This window comes from Caenimonas terrae (genome assembly GCF_042655405.1).
Classification (GTDB): Bacteria; Pseudomonadota; Gammaproteobacteria; order Burkholderiales; family Burkholderiaceae_C; genus Ramlibacter; species Ramlibacter terrae_A.
Window position 1 is genome coordinate 202657 of sequence record NZ_JBHSMF010000005.1, and the last position, 17568, is coordinate 220224.

Consider the following 17568-nt stretch of genomic DNA (forward strand, 5'->3'; position numbering starts at 1 on the left):
CAGCGCCCACGGCGCCAAGGATGCCCGATGGAAACCCGACCGCCGCTGCCGCCGTTCACGATCGAGACCGCCGCCCAGAAGGTGCGGATGGCCGAGGACGCCTGGAACAGCCGCGACCCGGCCCGCGTGGTCCAGGTCTACACCGAGGACACGCGCTGGCGCAACCGGGCCGAGTTTCCGGTGGGACGCGAGGAAGTCCGGCGCTTCCTGGAGCGCAAGTGGAACCGCGAGATCGAGTACCGCCTGATCAAGGAGCTATGGGCCTTCACCGGCCACCGGATCGCGGTGCGCTTCGCGTACGAGTGGCACGACGACTCGGGCCAGTGGTTCCGCAGCTACGGCAATGAGAACTGGGAATTCAACAACGAGGGGCTGATGCAGCGGCGCTACGCCAGCATCAACGACCTGCCGATCACCGGCGACGACCGCAAGTTCTTCTGGCCGCTGGGCCGGCGGCCGGACGACTATCCGGGCCTGAACGCGCTCGGGCTCTGAGCCGCCGACCCCAGGGGCGACCGCGGCCAGGGGCTGCTCTCGGGCAGGTTCCTGCCGTACAAGACCTGCGGAGGGCGCTAAGCTCGGTGCATGCGCATCGACATCCTCCGCCAACGCCTGCGTGCCCTGGGCGCCCGCCCGCAGCACGAGCAGCGGGTGCTGCGGCTGTGGTCGCAGGCGCTGCCGCAGGACGGCGGGCGGCGCAGGCCCGAGGATTTCCTGCCCGCTGCGCTGCGCGCCGGCCTGCCGCAACTGCAGCTTGACCTGGACAACCTGGCCCGGCTGCGCTCCGCCCATCCGGGGGAAGACGGCTCGGAGCGGCTGCTGGTGGAACTGGCCGACGGCCAGACCGTCGAGAGCGTGCTGCTCCCGCGCGGCGGCCTATGCGTCTCCTCGCAGGTGGGCTGCGCGGTCGGCTGCGTGTTCTGCATGACCGGACGCGAGGGCCTGATCCGCCAGGTCGGCAGCGCCGAAATCGTCGCGCAGGTGGCGCTGGCGCGCACCCGGCGGGTCGTCAAGAAAGTCGTGTTCATGGGCATGGGCGAACCGGCCCATAACCTGGACAACGTGATGGAGGCGATCGACCTGCTGGGCACGGTGGGCAACATCGGCCACAAGAGCCTGGTGTTCTCCACCGTCGGCGATCCGCGGGTGTTCGAGCGACTGCCGCAAGGGCGCGTCAAGCCGGCGTTGGCCTTGTCCCTGCACACCACCAAACCGCAGCTGCGGGCCAGGCTGCTGCCGCGCGCGCCGCGCATCGACCCGCAGGAACTGGTCGACGCCGGCGAACGCTATGCGCGCGCGACCGGCTATCCGGTGCAGTACCAATGGACCCTGCTGGCGGGCATCAACGACGGCGCCGACGAAATCGACGGCATCGTCCGCCTGCTCAAGGGCAAGTACGCGGTCATGAACATGATTCCGTACAACCATGTGGACGGACTCGCGTTCGAGCGGCCGACCTGGGAACGGGCTGCCGAAATCGCCCGGACGCTGCACCGCCAGGGCGTCCTGACCAAGCTGCGGCAGTCCGCGGGCCAGGACGTGGAGGGCGGCTGCGGACAGTTGCGCGCCAGGGCCCTGGCGCCGGAACCGCCGCCGCAGCGGGTCATCGTGGTGCGGGCGTCGCAGCCCGCAGCGTCATGAAGCGCTGATCAGCGGTCGCTGGCGTTGCCGCGGTTGCTGCCCGAATCGCTGGCGCTTTCCGTGGACGGCATGGCCGAAGCGCGCTGGCGGGCCGAGCGGTTCTCCGCACGCGCCTGGCCGCCCTTGCGGCCGGCCTCGCGGGCCTCTTCCGATGTGAACTCATGGGCGGTGCCGCGCTCGTGGGCGGCGCGGCCGCCTTCGCTGGCGATCTCGCGCTGGCGTTGCGGATCCATGGAAGCGAAGCCGCGGCTGGAGCTGCGCTTGACCGGGTTGCCAGCTTGGTCGTTGGATTGCATCTGGTATCTCCTACAAAGGTTGCCTGAAAAAAGGACATGACGGCAGTAACCACCGCCATGGAACCATTACGGCTCTGCCGGGTGGCACTCAAAGTAAGGCTGGGGGGAAGGCGACTGTAGGACGAGACCTTGCCGAGTTACAACTGCGCCGAAACAAGCCGTTGCAACAGCGCAGCCGCTTCCGGCGGCGCGGAGGAACTGCCCGAGCCGTCCAGACTGGCGAGCAGGCGGGCCAGCAGGTCGGGTGCCGGCAGGATCGGGCCGAAGAACAGGACCCGCGCGCCCCGTCCCACCAAGAGGGTGGGAAAGGTCTCGATGTCGACGTCGCCGACCAGGTCGTCCTCGTCCTCGATGTCGACCCACGCGAAGCGGTCCAGCCGATGGCTGGCGGCCGCCGCGTCGAACGCCGCGCGCCACTCCTTGCAGACGCCGCACCAGTCGGCGCAGAGCCCGAACACCCATCGCTTGTCATCGTCGCCAGTCACGCCTGTTCCCCTTGCACGCAAGGCCTCAAGAATACGTGACCCAGCTGGCGTAGTCCGGGTGTTCCAGGTGCGGGATCGCGTTGTAGCTGACCAGCATGTGGCGCTTGGGCGTGAAGGCGAATTCAGTGATGGAGGTGTTGCGGATCCGCAGGTTCAGCTCGATCACCGTCTCGCTGCCGGTGCCGAGTACCTGGCCGACGGCGGTGGCGATCGGCCCGCCGCTGGAGACGATCAGCACGTTGCCGCCGTGGTGCCTGGCCCTGACGTGGTCCAGCGCGCCGGCCACACCGTCGACGAACTCGCGGTAGCTGGGCATGCCCTGCGGCGCGACCATGCCGGCCATCCATTTCGCCAGCCCCTCGCGCAACAGGCGGAAGTGCGCGCGGTACATCTCGGGCGAGGTGGGCCTTTGCAGCTTGTCCGGATGCACGGTGGCGATCACGGCTTCGCTGTCGTATTCGTTCAGCCCCTCCCAGGGCAGGTGCTCGCCCTCATGCTGCATGCCTTCGCGGATGCCGGCCAGGGTCTCGAGGTGGCGGCGCAGTGTCCCGGCCAGCACGGCGTCGAAGCGGATGCCCTTCTGCGCGAAGTACTCGCCCAGCCGCACGCTCTGCCGGTGGCCGAGCGCGCTGAGCTTGTCGTAGTCGTCGGCCCCGAACGAGGCCTGGCCGTGCCGCACCAGATAAAGCGTTCCCATGCTGCGATTCTCGGGCCAAGCGCGCGCCGGGCCCAGTCACGCGGGGGACGGGACAAGGCCCCAGCTGCGGCAACCTCAGCGACGATCCGGCGCTGCCATCACTTTGCAGCCGCTTGCCCGCCCAGGACGCGGGCGAACAGTTCGCTGTCGACGTTGCCGCCCGACAGCGCGACGCCCACCGACCGGCCCTGCCAGCGCTCGCGCTGCTGCATCGCGGCGGCCAGGCCGGCGGCGCCCGCGCCTTCGGCGACGTTGTGGGTGTCGGCGAACAGCACGCGCATGGCATGCGCCACTTCCTCGTCGCTGACGGCCACGACGTCCTCGGCCTGCGCCAGCACGATGTCCAGCGCCTGCTGGTCGGCGATGCGGCAGGCCATGCCGTCGGCCAGCAAGGTGCTCACCGGCGCCTCCACCACCTTGCGCTGGCGAAACGAGTCGAGGTAGGTCGTCGCATGGGCCGATACGACGCCGACCAGCTTGGTGCGCGCACCGGTGAAGGCGCGGGCGGCCGCCGCCGCGCAGAAGCCCGAGCCCTGGCCGATCGGCACGAACAGGACCTGCGGCGCCTCGCCGCCGGCAAAGCTGTGGAAGAACTCCACCCAGCCGGTCATCACGCCGCGGATCAGCTCGCTGTGGAACGAGGGCACCATGTGCAGGTCGCGCTCGGCCGCCAGCGCGATGGCGAACTCGCGCGCCGCCTGGAGTCGTCGCCGTGTTCCAGCAGCGTGACGCCCAGCGCGCGCATCGCCGCGTTCTTCTCGGTGGAGTTGCCCCGCGGCACGACGATGGTCGCCGCCAGCCCGTAGCGGCGGGCGGCCAGGCCGACGGACTGGCCGTGGTTGCCGCGGGTGGCGCTGACCACGCCGGCCACCTGCGGCTGCCGGCGCCGCAGGGCCTCGAAGTAGGTCAGGCCGCCGCGCACCTTGAAGGCGCCGGTGGGGGTGTGGTTCTCGTGCTTGACCCAGGTCGTGAAGCCGAGCCGCTCGCGCAGCAGCGGCCACGCGTATTGCGGCGTCGGCGGCATGACGGCGTGGACCGTCTGCATCGCGCTGTGGACCTGGTCGTTGCTGAACATCTAGAGTCCCCGGGAGTCGATCGTCACTTCGCCCAGCGGCGTCATCAGCCGGGCCGACAGGTTGGGCGGGCCGGCCTCGATCCCGACCCCCTCCAGGTGGATCGCGCGGTAGGCCGTGAAGAGGTCGTCCGGCCGCGGGTGGGTGGCGGTCAGCGACAGCAGCTTCAGCCCCGAGTCCGGCAGCATCTCGGCCGGATGGGCGCCGGCCCATTCGATCAGCGTCGGCAGGCAGCCGTAGAACAGGCGCTGCCCGTCGTCGCGCACGCTGATCTTCCACTTTAGCGGGCCGCGGGCGGTCTCGCGCTGGGCCGCCAGCTGCGGCCCGCGGTCGATGCCCAGGGCGTCGAGCGCGCTGCTGGCCACCGCCGCGCGCTCGCAGCTGGCCACGAAATGGACCAGGCGCGGCTCCTCCTTCACTGCGGCGCGCAGTTGCGCGTCGTCCAGGTCGAACCAGCGCTTGCGGCGCGGGTCGGCCGCCTGCGGATCGATCGCGATGATCTCCAGGTAGGCGCGGGCGAATTGCGCCGTCTCGATCTTCAGCAGCAGGTTGTGGGTCCCCATCAGCGGGTGTTCGCCGCCGGGCCCCGGCGTCACGAACAGCGTGGACTCGCACCAGGCGATGCCCTGCTGCAGCGAATCCGCCGCCACCACCAGGTGGTCGATGCCGGTGAACGTGCTCACAGGCGCACCTGCCCGTCGATGCAGGTGACGGACTCGCCGCCGACCCAGATCTGTTGCGAAGCATCCTGCTCGATGTGAACCCGCCCGCTGCGCTCGATGCAGCCGCCCTGGGCCGCCACGTAGGCGGCCGGCATGTGCCCCTGCGCGATCAGCCAGTGCGCCAGGCTGGCATTGAGGCTGCCGGTGACGGGGTCTTCCTCGATGCCGATCGGTGCGGCGAAGGCACGCACCTCCAGCGACGGTGCGCCCGCATCGGGGTTCGGATAGCGCGCGGAAACACCGACCTTCTGTCCCAGCGCCTTGAGGGTGCCGTGGTCCGGTTGCAGCCGCAGCACGGTCTGCGGCGAGTCCAGCAGCAGGCCGAGCCAGACCGGCCCGTTGTCCAGCATCTGCGCGGCGACGATGTGCTGCTGCCCGAGCCCCAGCGCATCCGCGACCTTGGCCAGCAGGCCGGGGCTGGCTGCGCCGAGCTTGAGCGGCGGCGCGGCGAACGCCAGCCGCGGCGCGGCGCGCCGGATGCGCACCAGGCCCACCTTGCACTCCTGCACCACGACGCCGGCGGACCTGGGGGCGCCGCCGGCCTCCAGCCAGGCATGGCAGCTGCCCAGGGTCGGATGGCCGGCAAAGGGCAGTTCTCCGCCCGGCGTGAAGATCCGCACCCGGTAATCGGCTTCGGCCTGCGTCGGCGGCAGCAGGAAGGTCGTTTCCGACAGGTTGGTCCAGCGGGCGAAGCGCTGCATCGCAGCGTCGTCCAGGCCGCTGCCATCGAGCACGACGGCCAGCGGATTGCCGCGGTAAGGCGTCTCGGTAAAGACATCGACCTGCTTGAACGGGCGCTCGCGCATGGGAACGGGGGAAACTGCTGGCATCGAGGGTCTCGGTCTTTCAGGTCAGTGGGAAATCGAACACGCCGCGCGCGGCCGGCCTGCTCCTCAACGTGTTGTACCAGCGATCCAGGTTCGGGTGTGCGGGCCGCGCCTGCGGCAGGGCGTGCCAGCGGTGCACCTCGCAGGCGATCGGGATGTCGGCCATCGTCATGCGCTCGCCGGCCATGAAGGGCTGGCGCGCCAGGTGCGCATCCAGCAGCGCCAGCAGGCCTTCGGTCGCCGCGGTCGATTCGGCGATCGCCGCCATGTTGCGCTTGTCGGCCGGCGTGCGGAACCACTGGACGAAGGCCGGGCGGCCGGCCGGATTGAGCGTGGTCTGCTGCCAGTCCATCCAGCGCTCGGCGTCGAAACGCTGGGCGAGGTCGAGCGGATAGAGCGCGCCGGGCGAATGCCGGGCGCACAGGTAGCGCACGATCACGTTCGATTCCCAGAGCTGCACCTCGCCGTCCTCCAGCAGCGGCACCAGCGCGTTCGGGTTGCGCGCCAGGTAGTCGGGCGTGCGGACGATGCCGAATTCGCTGCCGGCGTCGATGCGCTGGAACGCCAGTCCCAGCTCCTGCGCGGCGTAGACCACCTTGCGCACGTTGATCGAGGAGATGCGGCCCCAGATGCTGAGCATGCTCAGCCCCTGGTGCCGGCGCGAAGGCCCGGTGTCTCGCGAATCGCGGCAGCCAGCGCCGCGATGCCGGTGTCGATCTGGGCGACGCTGGCGGTGACGAAGGACAGGCGGACGGTGCGCGCATCCGGCTGGCCGGCGAAGAAGGCGGCGCCCGGCACGAAGGCCACGCCCTTGTCGACGGCGCGCGGCAGCAATTCGATCGCGTCGACCCCCCGGGGCAGCCGGGCCCACAGGAACATGCCGCCGGCCGGCGTGTTCCATTGCACGTCCAGGCCGGCCATCTCGCGCCCGAGCGCGGCCAGCATCGCGTCGCGCTGCGATTTGTAGAGCGCGCGGATGGTCGGCACATGCCGCTCCAGGAAGCCGTCCTTCATCACCTCGGCCACCATGCGCTGGTTGAAGCTGGGGCTGTGCAGGTCGGCGGCCTGCTTGGCCTGCAACAGCTTGGGGTAGATCGCCGGCGGCGCCACCAGGAAGCCCAGCCGCAGGCCCGGGGCCAGCACCTTGGAGAACGAGCCCAGGTAGATGCAGCCGTCCGGGTGGCGGGCCGTCAGCGGCAGCGGCGGCGGCTGGTCGAACCACAGGTCGCCGTAGGGGTTGTCCTCCACCAGCGGCAGCCCCGCCTGCGCCGCCAGTTGCGAGAGATCGGCGCGGCGCCCCTCGCTCATGGTGCGGCCGGTCGGGTTCTGGAAGTTGGGCAGGACGTAGAGGAAGCGGGCCCGGTCGGTGCCGCTGCCGGCCTTGGCTGCCAGGTCGCCGACGCGCACGCCCTCGTCGTCGCTGTCCACGCTCACCACCTGCGGCTCCATCGGCATGAAGGCCTGCAGCGCGCCCAGGTAGGTCGGTGTCTCCACCAGGATGCGCGAGCCGGCATCGATCAGGATCTTGGCCACCAGGTCCAGGCCCTGCTGCGAGCCGGTGGTGATCAGGACCTGGGCCGGGTCGACCTGCCAGGGCAGGGCGGCCGCCACCATCTCGCGCAGCGGCCCGTAGCCTTCGCTGGCGGCGTATTGCAGCGCGCCCGGCCCGTCGTCGCGCAGCACCTTGTCGCAGGCTTCGCGGAAGGCCTGCACCGGAAAGGTCTTGGGCGAGGGCAGGCCGCCGGCGAAGCTGATGATGCCGGGGCGCTCGGTCACCTTGAGGATTTCCCGGATCACCGACGGGTTCATCTTCTCGGCGCGCCGTGCCAGCGTCCAGGGCGTCTGCTGCAGGTCGTTCAGTTTCATCTCGTTCTTTCCGCTTTGGTTGGTTGTTCAGGCAACGGCCCGCACCGGCATTTTCTTCCCGATGAAGACGGTGGCGATCACGGCGACGGCAAAGCCCAGCGTCAGCGCGTCGAGCCGTTCGCCGAGCAGGGGTACCGCGAACAGCATGCCGAGGAAGGGCTGCAGCAGTTGCACCTGGCTGACGCGCACCGTTCCGCCCAGCGCCAGCCCGCGGTACCAGGCGAAAAAGCCCAGCCACATCGAGAACACGGCGACATAGCCAAAGGCCCACCAGGCGCTGGCCGCGAGCACCGCGTGCGGACGGCTGGCCCAGGCCCAGGGCAGGGTCAGCGGCAGGGCCAGCACCAGCGCCCAGCAGATCACGTGCTCGGCCCGCATGTGCTGCGACAGGCGTGCCCCGTAGCCGTAGCCGATGGCGGCGCAGCCCATTGCCGCCAGCAGCAGCGCATCGGCCGGCTGGATCGACAAGCCCGCGCTGCCCGAGCGCAGCACCGCGAATGCCACCACCAGGGCGCTGCCGACCAGCGCGCAGGCCCAGAATCCGGCGGACGGGCGCTGCCGGTGCAACCACGCGCCCACGGCAGCGGTGGCCAGCGGCAGCACGCCGACGATCACGCTGGCGTGCACCGCTTCCACGTGGCGCATCGCGATCGACGTCAGCAGGGGAAAGCCGAACACCACGCCGCCAGCCGTGAGCGCCAGCGGCGCCCAGTCGCGGCGCGCCGGCCAGGGTGCGCGGGTCGCCAGCAGGAACAAGGCCGACAGGCCGGCGGCGACCACCGCGCGGCCCAGCGCGATGAAGGGACCGGACATCTGCGGCGCGTCCGGCGTGCCCACTGCCAGCCGCGTCATCGGCAGCGTCAGCGCGAAGATGACGACGCCCAGCGCGCCGAGCCACAGGCCCTTGATTTCGTCGGCCTTCATACGGCGAGCATCCAGCCGGCGGTCGCCAGCAGCACCAGCGCCAGCACGCGGTTGAACCAGCGCAGCCGGTGGCCCTGCGCCAGCCATTGCCGCAGCAGCGAGCCGAGCAGGGCATAGCTGAAGTTGCTGGCGAACGCGAACGGCAGCATCACGCCGCAGATGATCGCCAGGCGCTGGCCGGGGTTGGTCGAGGGCCGGCCGGCCGCGTTCACCACCCAGCCGGCGGTCAGCGTGAGGGCCAGCATCCAGGCCTTGATGTTGAGGAACTGCAATCCCACGCCCTGCAGGAAGCCGACGTTCAGCATGGCGTGGTCCACCGGCGCCAGCCGGTCGGTCCGCGCCAGCTTCCACGCCAGCCACACCATGTAGCCGGCGCCGGCCAGCTTGACGCCCCAGCGCAGCATCGGCGCGCCGGTCACGAGCGCGCCCAGGCCCAGCCCGCTGGCCAGCATCAGCAGCGCCCAGCCGGCCGGCACCGCGAAACAGAAACGCAGGGCGCGCCGCAGGCCGTGGTTGGCGGCCAGTGCGGTGGACAGCGTCGTGTTCGGGCCGGGCGAGAAACTCATCGCCGTGCAGAACAACAGCAGGGCGGTGAGTTCAGCGGCGCTCATCGAAGCGGCCGGGGCGATGGGGTTGGCAGGGCATGAAGTTCAATGTAATCTCGCTGCCAGTACACGACCAGTACAGTGCGGCAGCGCAGTTGCTATTCTGTACTGCCTGGCCCGCCAATACAGGAACACCTCCATGCTGCTCAAGGGCTCGACCGAATCGCTGACCGGGCAATTGTCCTCGCGCTTCGCCGAACGCATCCGCACCCGGCTGCTGGCGCCCGGCGCGCGCCTGCCCTCGGTGCGCCAGTGCGCGCAGGAGCAGCAGGTGAGCCCGTCCACCGTGGTTGCCGCCTACGACCAGTTGCTGGCGCAGGGGCTGGTGGAGGCGCGCAAGAACCGCGGCTTCTTCGTGCGGGAACTGGCGCCGGCCCGGGTGGCAGACACGGGCCGGCGCCCGCCGGCAGCGGCCGAGGCACGGCGGCCGATCGACGCCACCGCGCTGATCCGCGGCATGTTCCACAAGGTCAGCGACAAGCCGCAGCCGGGCATGGGCGTGTTTCCGCCGGAGTGGCTGGAGTCGACCTTCATGCCGGCGGCGGTGCGCAAGGTCACGTCCTCCCGGGCGCTGCAGGAGTTCTCGTTGCAGTACGGCGAGCCGCTGGGCGACGGCGGGCTGCGCCGCGCGCTGTCCAAGCGGCTGGCGGCCTTGTCGGTGCACGCGGCGCCCGAGCACATCATCACCACCGTCGGAGCGACGCACGCGCTGGACATCGTCAGCCGCACCCTGCTGCGTCCGGGCGACCCGGTCATGGTGGAAGAGCCCGGCTGGGCAGTGGAGTTCGCCCGGCTGGCGGCCCTGGGCATGCGGATCCTGCCGGTGCCGCGCCATGCTGACGGGCCCGACCTGGAGGTGATGGCGCGCTATTGCGAGCAGCACCAGCCCAAGCTGTTCGTCAGCGTCAGCGTGTTCCACAACCCCACCGGCTACTGCCTGTCGCCGGGCAGCGCGCACCGCGTGCTGCAGCTGGCCAACCGCCACAACTTCCATATCGTCGAGGACGACACCTACAGCCACATCGCGCCGGAGCACGCCACCCGCATGTGCGCGCTGGACGGCCTGCAGCGCACCATCCACGTCGGCGGCTTCGCCAAGATCCTGGCCCCCAACTGGCGGGTCGGCTTCCTGGCCGCCCATCCCTCGCTGATCGAGCCGCTGCTGGACACCAAGCTGCTGCAGACGCTGACCACGCCGGCCCTGCTGGAGAAGGCGCTGGCGCTTTGCATCGAGCAGGGCCAGCTGCGGCGCCATGCCGAGCGCATCAAGACGTGGCTGGCGGCCGCGCGCAGCCGCAGCGTGAAGCTGGCGCTGAACGCCGGTTGCCGCTTCGCGGCCGAGCCGGCGGGATTGTTCGGATGGGTGGATACCGGCGTCGATACCGATGCGCTGGCCCAGCGCATGCTCGACGAGGGCTACCTGCTGGCGCCGGGATCGCTGTTCCACGCCGGCCGCACGCCCGGCACGCTGATGCGCATCAATTTCGCGACCACCCAGGACGCGGTGTTCTGGAAGAAGTACGGCGAGCTGGTGCGCCGGATGTGAGGCTCAGAGCATCTCGTCGGGCGCCAGCGGGCCCAGCACGTTCACCAGCAGCTTGAGCTTGGTGCTGGCTTCGGGTTCGCTGTCCGCGTCCTTGAACGGCGCGCCGGCAGGCGCGCGCCAGTGCAGCGCGCCATTGGTCCATTCGAGCCGGTAGGCGCCCTTGGCCAGGCTGTTTTCCACCAGCCGGATCGAATCGCGCGACAACGCGGGGCTGCGGATGACGAGCGCGACCTCGCTGTTCTTCAGCTGCGAGCGCAGGTCCAGGTTCATCGAGCCGATCACCGCCAGCCGGGCGTCGATGATGACTGCCTTGCTGTGCAGGCTGGCGCGGCCGGTGCTGGCCTTGGAGCCGCCGACCCCGCCGCCGGACCCGAACGCCGATTTGGAGGCGTGGGCGTTGATGCCGGAGCCGAGGCCGCCGGCCGAGCCTTCCTGCTCGGCCCGCATCTCGTACAGTTCCACGCCCAGGGCCAGCAGCTGCTTGCGGTAGCGCGCATAGCCGGCGTGGGCGGCCGGGGCGTCGTTGGATGCCAGCGAATTGGTGAGCACGCGGATGCGCACGCCGCGCTGGCGCAGGTCGGCGAACACCTTCATCATCGGCTGGCCGGGGACGAAGTAGGGCGAGACGATCAGCAGGTCGGTCTTGGCCTGGCCCATCAGGGCCAGCAGGCCGTCGATCAGCGTGTCGCCGGCATCGACCTCGTCGTCGCCCGGGCCGACCTTGCCCGGCTTGTCGACCATCAGGGCCGACGGCGCCCAGGTCAGCGCGACCTGCTGCAGGTCCAGGGCGCGGCTTTGCACGCCGGTGGTCGTGACGTCCGGCAGCACGGAAGCGGTGTGGGTCACGGTGGCCGTCACTCGCGCCGGTTGCGTCGCTTGCGGCGTTTGCGAGACGTCCGGCGCGCTGGCGGCATTCAGCGGCGTGCGCAGACGGTCCAGGTCCTTCTTGTCCAGCAACGATTCGACCGGAAAGGCCAGCTCGTTGTTCCAGTAGGTGTCGAAACTCGCGGACATGTCGCGCACGATGCGGCCAGCCGCCAGCACGTCGAGGTCGACGAAGTTGCTGTCCTCGCCGCGGCCGAAATAGGCGTCGCCGAGATTGCGGCCCCCGGCGATGCCCCAGGCGTTGTCGGCGATGAACAGCTTGTTGTGCATCCGCTTCTGCACCTGGCCGAAGTCGGCCAGCGAGGTGAAGATGCGCCCGACCAGCGAGCGGCGCGATCCGGGCAGCGGGTTGTACAGGCGCAGTTCGACGTTGTTCAGGAAGGCCAGCCGCAGCACCTGCGCATCGGCGCCGACGCTGTTGAAGTCGTCCAGCAGGATCCGCACCCGCACGCCACGGGCCGCGGCCGCGCGGATGCGCTCGAGCAGCTGCTCGGTGCTGCCGTCGGCGTGGATGGCGTAGTACTGCAGGTCCAGCGTGCGCTGCGCATTCTCGATCAGGGCGAGCCGGCTGGTGAAGGCCATGTCGACGCTGTCCAGGAGCCGGAAGCCGGAATCGCTGCGCGCCGTGGCCTGGGCCCGTCGTTGCTGGACCAGGCGGCCCAGCGCGGTGTCGTCCGGCGCTTCGAGGGCGTGCGAGACGGGCCGGGCGACATTGGTGGGCAGGTTGGCACAGCCGGCCGCCCACGCGGCGAGCATCGCCATCGCGACGATGCGCAGCAGTGCAAGCCAGCCACGGCCAGGAGAGGAAAGGGCGGCGGAGGGGCGGGGTTGCAGCATGGGTGCAACGAATGTACTTGCGGCCGGGCAGTGCCGCACGCCTGCCGAGTCAGCCGCCTTCGTCAAGAAATGCAGGACAACTGCTCAGGAAGCGCCCAGCCGCTCCCAGCGCTCCAGCGCTTCCAGCAGTTCTTCCTCGATCTTCGCGTTGCGCGCCCCCAGTTCGCTGGCGCGCTCCGGATCGCGCGCGTACAGGCTGCCATCGGCCAGTTCGCCGGCGATGGCGGCCTGTTCCTGTTCCAGCGATTCAATCAGCGCCGGCAGGGCCTGCAGTTCGCGCTGTTCCTTGAAACTGAGCTTTTTCTTCGGTGCCGCCGGTGCGGCAACAGGCTCGGTGGCCTTGCCCGCCACTTGCTTGGGTGCGCTCCTGGCGGCAGCCGTTTCCTGGGCCTGGGCGAATTCGCGCGAGCGGCGCGACTGCACCAGCCAGTCCTGCACGCCGCCTTCGTACTCGCGCCACTTGCCGTCGCCCTCGAAGGCGATGGTGCTGGTGACCACGTTGTCCAGGAAGGTCCGGTCGTGGCTGACCAGGAACACGGTGCCGTCGTAGTTCTGCAGCAGGTCTTCCAGCAGTTCCAGCGTGTCGATGTCCAGATCGTTGGTCGGCTCGTCGAGCACCAGCACGTTGGCCGGCCGGGCGAACAGGCGGGCCAGCAGCAGGCGGTTGCGCTCGCCGCCTGACAGCGAGCGCACCGGCGAGTTGGCCCGCGCCGGCGAGAACAGGAAGTCGCCAAGGTAGCTCTTGACGTGCTTGCGCTGGTTGCCGATCTCGATCCATTCGCTGCCGGGGCTGATGAAGTCTTCCAGCGTCGCATTCAGGTCCAGCGCGTTGCGCATCTGGTCGAAGTAGGCGACCTGCAGGTTGGCGCCCTGGCGCACCTTGCCGCTGTCGGGCGCGAGCTCGCCCAGGATCAGCTTGAGCAGCGTGGTCTTGCCGGCGCCGTTGGGCCCGATCAGTCCCACCTTGTCGCCGCGCAGGATGGTGGCGCTGAAGTTGCGCACGATGACCTTGTCGCCGAAGGATTTGCTCACCTCGGTCAGCTCGGCGACGATCTTGCCGCTGCTCTGGCCGGAGGCGACGTCCAGCTTGACGCTGCCCAGCGCCTCGCGCCGTGCGGTGCGCTGCGCGCGCAGCACATTGAGCCGTTCGATCCGGGCGACGGCGCGAGTGCGGCGCGCTTCCACGCCCTTGCGGATCCAGATTTCTTCCTGGGCCAGCAGCTTGTCCGCCCTGGCGCTGATCACCGCCTCCTGCGCCGCCTGTTCCTCCTTGAGCACCTGGTACTGGCTGAAGTTGCCCGGATAGGTGAGCAGGTGGCCGCGATCGAGTTCGACGATCCGCGTGGCCACCCGGTCCAGGAAGGCGCGGTCGTGGGTGATCGTGACGACGCTGCCCTTGAAGTCGATCAGCAGGTCTTCCAGCCATTCGATCGAGTCCAGGTCAAGATGGTTGGTCGGTTCGTCCAGCAGCAGCACGTCGGGCCGGCTGACCAACGCCTGCGCCAGCGCGACCCGCTTCTTCGTGCCGCCCGACAGGGTGGAGATCACGGCATCCTTGTCCAGGTGCAGGCGGTGCAGCGTTTCCTCGACCCGCTGCTCCCAGTTCCAGCCGTCCTGGTGCTCGATCGCGCTTTGCAGCTCGTGCAGGTCGCCCTCGCCATGCGAATACTGCTCGATCCACTTGATGACGTTGGCGACGCCGGCGCAGGCTGCCTGGAAGACGGTGGCGTCCTGATCGAGCACCGGCTCCTGGGCCACATAAGCGATCTGCACGCCGGTCTGGACCTGCAGCACGCCGTCGTCGGGTTTTTCCATCCCCGCCAGGATCTTGAGCATCGACGATTTGCCTGCGCCGTTGCGTCCGATCAGGCCGACGCGTTCGCCGGCTTCCAGTGAGAAATCTGCATGGTCGAGCAAGGCCACGTGGCCAAAAGCGAGCTGCGCGTCAAGAAGTGTGATTAGTGCCATTGAGCCTGCGATTATCCGGTGCGCCGTTGCAACGCATGCCTATCCGGTCCGGATGAGGCTGGCTATAGTGGTTCGAGACCAGAACCAGCAGGAGGCTCTTTGGAGTTGCAGATCAACGGCAAGCCCGTGCGCGTCGATGCCGATCCGGCCATGCCTTTGCTGTGGCTGCTGCGTGACGTGCTGGAGCTGACGGGGACCAAGTACGGCTGCGGCATCGGGGCCTGCGGCGCCTGCACGGTCCGCGTGGACGGCCAGCCGGTGCGCTCCTGCATGGCGCCGGTGTCGGGCCTGCAGGGAAGGAAGATCCAGACCATCGAGGCGCTGGGCGCGGCCGGCAAGCCGCATCCCCTGCAAACGGCGTGGATCGCCGAACAGGTTCCCCAATGCGGTTACTGCCAGAGCGGCATGCTGATGGCCGCGGCTGCCCTGCTGGAGAAAAAGCCCAGGCCGACCGACGCCGACATCGACGGGGCGATCAGCAACCTGTGCCGCTGCGGCACCTACCAGCGCGTGCGCGCTGCGATCCACCGGGCCGCCGGCACCCGTCCTGCACCCGTCACCCCGCCGTCAGCCAAGGTCCAGGCATGAGGCGCAGGGCGCTCCTGCTCAGCGCCATGGGAGGCGCCGGAGCGCTGGTGGTCGGCTGGGCGGTGATGCCGGCGCGCTCGCGCCTGGGAGCGGCGCGGCTGATGCTTGACGGAGAGGGTGTCGCGGCGCTCAACGGCTGGATCAAGGTCGCCACCGACGGCAGCGTGATCCTGGCGATGCCGCGCAGCGAGATGGGGCAAGGCGTGCATACGGCGTTGCCGATGCTGGCGGCCGAGGAACTCGACGTTCCGCTCGGTTCCGTCCGGATCGAGCAGGCTGGCGCGGACGCGATCTACGGCAACGTCGCGATGCTGGTGGCCGGCTTGCCGTTCCATCCGCAGGAGGTCGAGGCGGATGATGGGTACGGGCGCGTCAAGGCCAGCCGCTGGCTGGTGGGCAAGGTGGCACGGGAACTGGGGATCAACGCGACCGGCGGATCGTCGAGCGTGGCCGATGCCTGGGACGTCGTTCGCCTTGCGGCGGCCACTGCGCGCGCGCGCCTGCTCGGAGCGGCGTCGCTGCAGTGGCGGCTGCCGGTGGAGGAGCTTTCGGTGCGCGATGGCGTGGTCTCCCATCCGTCCGGCAAGAGCGCCAGTTACGGCCAGCTCGCCCGTTTCGCGGCGGCCACGCCCTCGGGCACGGTGCGGCTGAAGGAGCACAAGGAGTTCCGGGTCATCGGCGAACCGGCGGCGCGCATCGACATCCCCTCCAAGGTGAACGGGTCGGCGCGGTTCGGCCTCGATGTCCGGCTGCCGGGGATGCGCTACGCCGTGGTGCGGCTGTGTCCGATGCTGGGGGGCGCCCCCGGCCACGTCGACTCGCGCGCCGCGCTGGCCATGCCGGGAATCGACCGGATCGTGATGCTTCCCGCGTATGCCGGCTCCACGGCGGGCATCGCCATCGTCGGCAAGACGACCTGGCATGCGCGGCAGGCGGCGCTGGCCGTCGATGTCGAATGGCAGCAGCGCCCAGGCGGCGGGCTGGACACGCGCCGCATCGAGGCGGGCCTTGAGGCGGCCGTGCGGGCGCAGAGCGGGCACGTATTCCATGAGCGCGGCGACGTGGACGCGGCGGAAGCGGCAGGCCGGCAAGTCGAGGCCTGGTATCGCGCGCCCTACCTGGCGCACGCCACCATGGAGCCGATGAACTGCACGGCGCAGGTTCGGGGCGGAAAGGTCGAGATCTGGGTGCCGACCCAGGTGCCGCAGATGGCCAGCGCGATCGCGGCGCGCATCGCGGGTGTCGCGCCCGAAGCCGTCACGGTGCATGTCACGCTGCTGGGCGGCGGGTTCGGGCGCCGGCTGGAGGTGGACTACGTGGCGCAGGCGGTCCGGGTGGCGATGGATTGCGGCGGCGTCCCGGTGCAACTGGTGTGGCCCCGGGAGGAGGACCAGGCCCACGACTTCTATCGTCCGATGCAGGTGGCGCTGCTGCGCGGCTCCCTGGACAAGGACGGGCGGGTGAGCAGCCTGCGGATCAAGTCCGCGGGCGATGCAATCCAGCCGCGCTGGCTGGCGCGGGCGCTGCCGGCGTTGTCCGGCCCGCTGGACATGCCCGACAAGACCACCGCCGAGGGGCTGTTCGACCTGCCATATGGCTTCGCCAACCAGAAGATGGAGCACGTCGCGACGCGCATGGAGGTGCCGGTAGGCTTCTGGCGCTCGGTCGGGCATTCGCACAATGCGTTCTTTTCAGAGAGCTTCATCGACGAACTGGCGCTGGCCGCGGGCCAGGATCCGGTGGAGTTCCGCCTGGCGCAGCTGGCGCGCCTGCCGAGGTTCCGGGCCGTACTGGCGCTGGCTGCCGACAAATCGGGATGGGGCAGCAAGGCGCTGCCCGGGCGTGCGCGGGGCGTGGCGCTGCACGAATCGTTCGGCACGATCGTGGCCCAGGTGGCCGAGGTGTCCCTTCAGGGCGGCCTGCCACGGGTCCACCGCGTGACCTGCGCGCTGGATTGCGGCACCGTCATCAATCCCGCGATCGTGGCGCAGCAGATGGAGAGTTCGGTGGTCTTCGCGCTGAGCGCCGCGTTGCACGGCCGGATCGACATCCAGGCGGGGGTGGTGCAGCAGGGAAACTTCCCGAGCTATCCGCTTGTGAAGCTGGCGGATGCGCCGGTGGTCGACACCTGGCTGGTAGCCAGCCAGCGCCCGCCTGGCGGCGTGGGTGAACCGGGGGTGCCGCCACTGGCGCCGGCAGTGGCGAACGCGCTGTTCGCCCTCACGGGCAAGCGGCTGCGGTCGCTGCCGCTGGTTGTGTAGCCGTTACATCCCTGATCAGCCCAACAGTTGGAAGCGCCCGAAAAGCGTGCCATAATCGCAGGCTCGGCTGAACCCAGGCACTGCAAGGTGCAACACCCGCAAGGTGCGGTGAACAGCAGAGTAAGCAGACCTCAAAATCTGGACCGGGCTCCAAGTTCGGTATATAATTTGAGGCTGCGCTGAAAACGCCGGGCAGTCGGTTTTCACAGGAACATCCTGTAGGAGCCAACCGCAAGACGCAGACAGATAAAGCCCCATTGCTTGACAGGGGTTTGAAAAAAAGCAGATAATTCAAGGCTCAGCTGATCGCAGCTAAGCGGGCGAGGCAAGACGGTAAGACGTTGGTG

At 69.6% G+C, this 17568-nt stretch carries 16 protein-coding genes and 1 pseudogene; 5 read left to right on the top strand and 12 right to left on the bottom strand.

Annotation, left to right across the window (positions count from 1 at the left end; genetic code table 11):
- Window positions 1-27: 27 nt before the first annotated feature.
- Both ACFPOE_RS06805 and ACFPOE_RS06810 read left to right on the top strand, forming a co-directional pair.
- On the top strand, window positions 28-495 hold the full coding sequence (locus ACFPOE_RS06805; protein ID WP_376849256.1) for a nuclear transport factor 2 family protein: 468 nt from the start codon (window positions 28-30) through the stop codon (window positions 493-495).
- Between the two features lie 90 nt (window positions 496-585).
- On the top strand, window positions 586-1641 hold the full coding sequence (locus ACFPOE_RS06810) for an RNA methyltransferase (protein WP_376849257.1): 1056 nt from the start codon (window positions 586-588) through the stop codon (window positions 1639-1641).
- A gap of 8 nt (window positions 1642-1649) precedes the next feature.
- On the opposite strand, the gene ACFPOE_RS06815 is transcribed toward ACFPOE_RS06810, so the two are convergent.
- The 10 genes and pseudogenes from ACFPOE_RS06815 to ACFPOE_RS06860 form a co-directional block, all read right to left on the bottom strand.
- Complete coding sequence (locus ACFPOE_RS06815; RefSeq protein WP_376849258.1) at window positions 1650-1937, bottom strand: KGG domain-containing protein; 288 nt, start codon at window positions 1935-1937, stop codon at window positions 1650-1652.
- 137 nt (window positions 1938-2074) lie between these two features.
- On the bottom strand, window positions 2075-2422 hold the full coding sequence (locus ACFPOE_RS06820; protein WP_376849259.1) for a thioredoxin domain-containing protein: 348 nt from the start codon (window positions 2420-2422) through the stop codon (window positions 2075-2077).
- Between the two features lie 25 nt (window positions 2423-2447).
- Entirely contained in the window at window positions 2448-3119 is a 672-nt protein-coding gene (locus ACFPOE_RS06825; RefSeq protein ID WP_376849260.1) for a histidine phosphatase family protein, read from the bottom strand.
- A gap of 98 nt (window positions 3120-3217) precedes the next feature.
- Window positions 3218-4194: pseudogene (locus tag ACFPOE_RS06830) on the bottom strand (threonine dehydratase).
- A complete protein-coding gene (locus ACFPOE_RS06835; RefSeq protein WP_376849261.1) occupies window positions 4195-4875 on the bottom strand; it encodes a VOC family protein in 681 nt (226 codons plus the stop codon). It lies immediately after the preceding pseudogene.
- Window positions 4872-5720: a PhzF family phenazine biosynthesis protein gene (locus ACFPOE_RS06840; protein ID WP_376849279.1), complete on the bottom strand. Its 849-nt coding sequence runs from the start codon at window positions 5718-5720 to the stop codon at window positions 4872-4874. Before ACFPOE_RS06840 ends, ACFPOE_RS06835 begins: the two co-directional genes overlap by 4 nt.
- Before the next feature lie 40 nt (window positions 5721-5760).
- A complete protein-coding gene (locus tag ACFPOE_RS06845; protein WP_376849262.1) occupies window positions 5761-6381 on the bottom strand; it encodes a glutathione S-transferase family protein in 621 nt (206 codons plus the stop codon).
- A gap of 2 nt (window positions 6382-6383) precedes the next feature.
- The gene (locus ACFPOE_RS06850; protein ID WP_376849263.1) at window positions 6384-7607 is read right to left on the bottom strand and encodes an aminotransferase-like domain-containing protein; all 1224 of its coding nucleotides are present in this window, start codon (window positions 7605-7607) and stop codon (window positions 6384-6386) included.
- Window positions 7608-7634: 27 nt separating this feature from the next.
- Window positions 7635-8531, bottom strand: a complete 897-nt coding sequence (locus ACFPOE_RS06855; protein WP_376849264.1) for a DMT family transporter — start codon at window positions 8529-8531, stop codon at window positions 7635-7637.
- Window positions 8528-9142 (bottom strand): LysE family translocator, encoded by a 615-nt coding sequence (locus tag ACFPOE_RS06860; RefSeq protein WP_376849265.1) that lies wholly within the window; start codon window positions 9140-9142, stop codon window positions 8528-8530. The genes ACFPOE_RS06855 and ACFPOE_RS06860 overlap by 4 nt, the downstream gene beginning before the upstream one ends.
- Before the next feature lie 133 nt (window positions 9143-9275).
- On the opposite strand from ACFPOE_RS06860, the gene ACFPOE_RS06865 reads away from it, so the two are divergent.
- Window positions 9276-10682, top strand: coding sequence for an aminotransferase-like domain-containing protein (locus ACFPOE_RS06865; protein ID WP_376849266.1), 1407 nt, complete (start codon window positions 9276-9278; stop codon window positions 10680-10682).
- A gap of 3 nt (window positions 10683-10685) precedes the next feature.
- Here ACFPOE_RS06865 and ACFPOE_RS06870 read toward each other — a convergent pair whose 3' ends face one another.
- Both ACFPOE_RS06870 and ACFPOE_RS06875 read right to left on the bottom strand, forming a co-directional pair.
- Window positions 10686-12404 carry a phospholipase D family protein gene (locus ACFPOE_RS06870; RefSeq protein ID WP_376849267.1) on the bottom strand — a complete coding sequence of 573 codons (1719 nt, stop codon included), beginning with the start codon at window positions 12402-12404 and terminating at the stop codon, window positions 10686-10688.
- 84 nt (window positions 12405-12488) lie between these two features.
- Window positions 12489-14372 carry an ATP-binding cassette domain-containing protein gene (locus ACFPOE_RS06875; protein WP_376849268.1) on the bottom strand — a complete coding sequence of 628 codons (1884 nt, stop codon included), beginning with the start codon at window positions 14370-14372 and terminating at the stop codon, window positions 12489-12491.
- 99 nt (window positions 14373-14471) lie between these two features.
- On the opposite strand from ACFPOE_RS06875, the gene ACFPOE_RS06880 reads away from it, so the two are divergent.
- Entirely contained in the window at window positions 14472-14960 is a 489-nt protein-coding gene (locus ACFPOE_RS06880; RefSeq protein ID WP_376849269.1) for a (2Fe-2S)-binding protein, read from the top strand.
- Entirely contained in the window at window positions 14957-17221 is a 2265-nt protein-coding gene (locus ACFPOE_RS06885; protein WP_376849270.1) for a xanthine dehydrogenase family protein molybdopterin-binding subunit, read from the top strand. Before ACFPOE_RS06880 ends, ACFPOE_RS06885 begins: the two co-directional genes overlap by 4 nt.
- Window positions 17222-17568 lie beyond the last annotated feature (347 nt).

Excerpts from the sequence above, each read along its gene's own strand:
- ACFPOE_RS06805 (WP_376849256.1), top strand. The coding sequence starts at position 28 with ATGGAAACCCGACCGCCGCTGCCGCCGTTCACGATCGAGACCGCCGCC.
- ACFPOE_RS06810 (WP_376849257.1), top strand. The coding sequence starts at position 586 with ATGCGCATCGACATCCTCCGCCAACGCCTGCGTGCCCTGGGCGCCCGC.
- ACFPOE_RS06815 (WP_376849258.1), bottom strand. The coding sequence starts at position 1,937 with ATGCAATCCAACGACCAAGCTGGCAACCCGGTCAAGCGCAGCTCCAGC.
- ACFPOE_RS06825 (WP_376849260.1), bottom strand. The coding sequence starts at position 3,119 with ATGGGAACGCTTTATCTGGTGCGGCACGGCCAGGCCTCGTTCGGGGCC.
- ACFPOE_RS06840 (WP_376849279.1), bottom strand. The coding sequence starts at position 5,720 with ATGCGCGAGCGCCCGTTCAAGCAGGTCGATGTCTTTACCGAGACGCCT.
- ACFPOE_RS06845 (WP_376849262.1), bottom strand. The coding sequence starts at position 6,381 with ATGCTCAGCATCTGGGGCCGCATCTCCTCGATCAACGTGCGCAAGGTG.
- ACFPOE_RS06850 (WP_376849263.1), bottom strand. The coding sequence starts at position 7,607 with ATGAAACTGAACGACCTGCAGCAGACGCCCTGGACGCTGGCACGGCGC.
- ACFPOE_RS06855 (WP_376849264.1), bottom strand. The coding sequence starts at position 8,531 with ATGAAGGCCGACGAAATCAAGGGCCTGTGGCTCGGCGCGCTGGGCGTC.
- ACFPOE_RS06860 (WP_376849265.1), bottom strand. The coding sequence starts at position 9,142 with ATGAGCGCCGCTGAACTCACCGCCCTGCTGTTGTTCTGCACGGCGATG.
- ACFPOE_RS06865 (WP_376849266.1), top strand. The coding sequence starts at position 9,276 with ATGCTGCTCAAGGGCTCGACCGAATCGCTGACCGGGCAATTGTCCTCG.
- ACFPOE_RS06870 (WP_376849267.1), bottom strand. The coding sequence starts at position 12,404 with ATGCTGCAACCCCGCCCCTCCGCCGCCCTTTCCTCTCCTGGCCGTGGC.
- ACFPOE_RS06875 (WP_376849268.1), bottom strand. The coding sequence starts at position 14,372 with ATGGCACTAATCACACTTCTTGACGCGCAGCTCGCTTTTGGCCACGTG.
- ACFPOE_RS06885 (WP_376849270.1), top strand. The coding sequence starts at position 14,957 with ATGAGGCGCAGGGCGCTCCTGCTCAGCGCCATGGGAGGCGCCGGAGCG.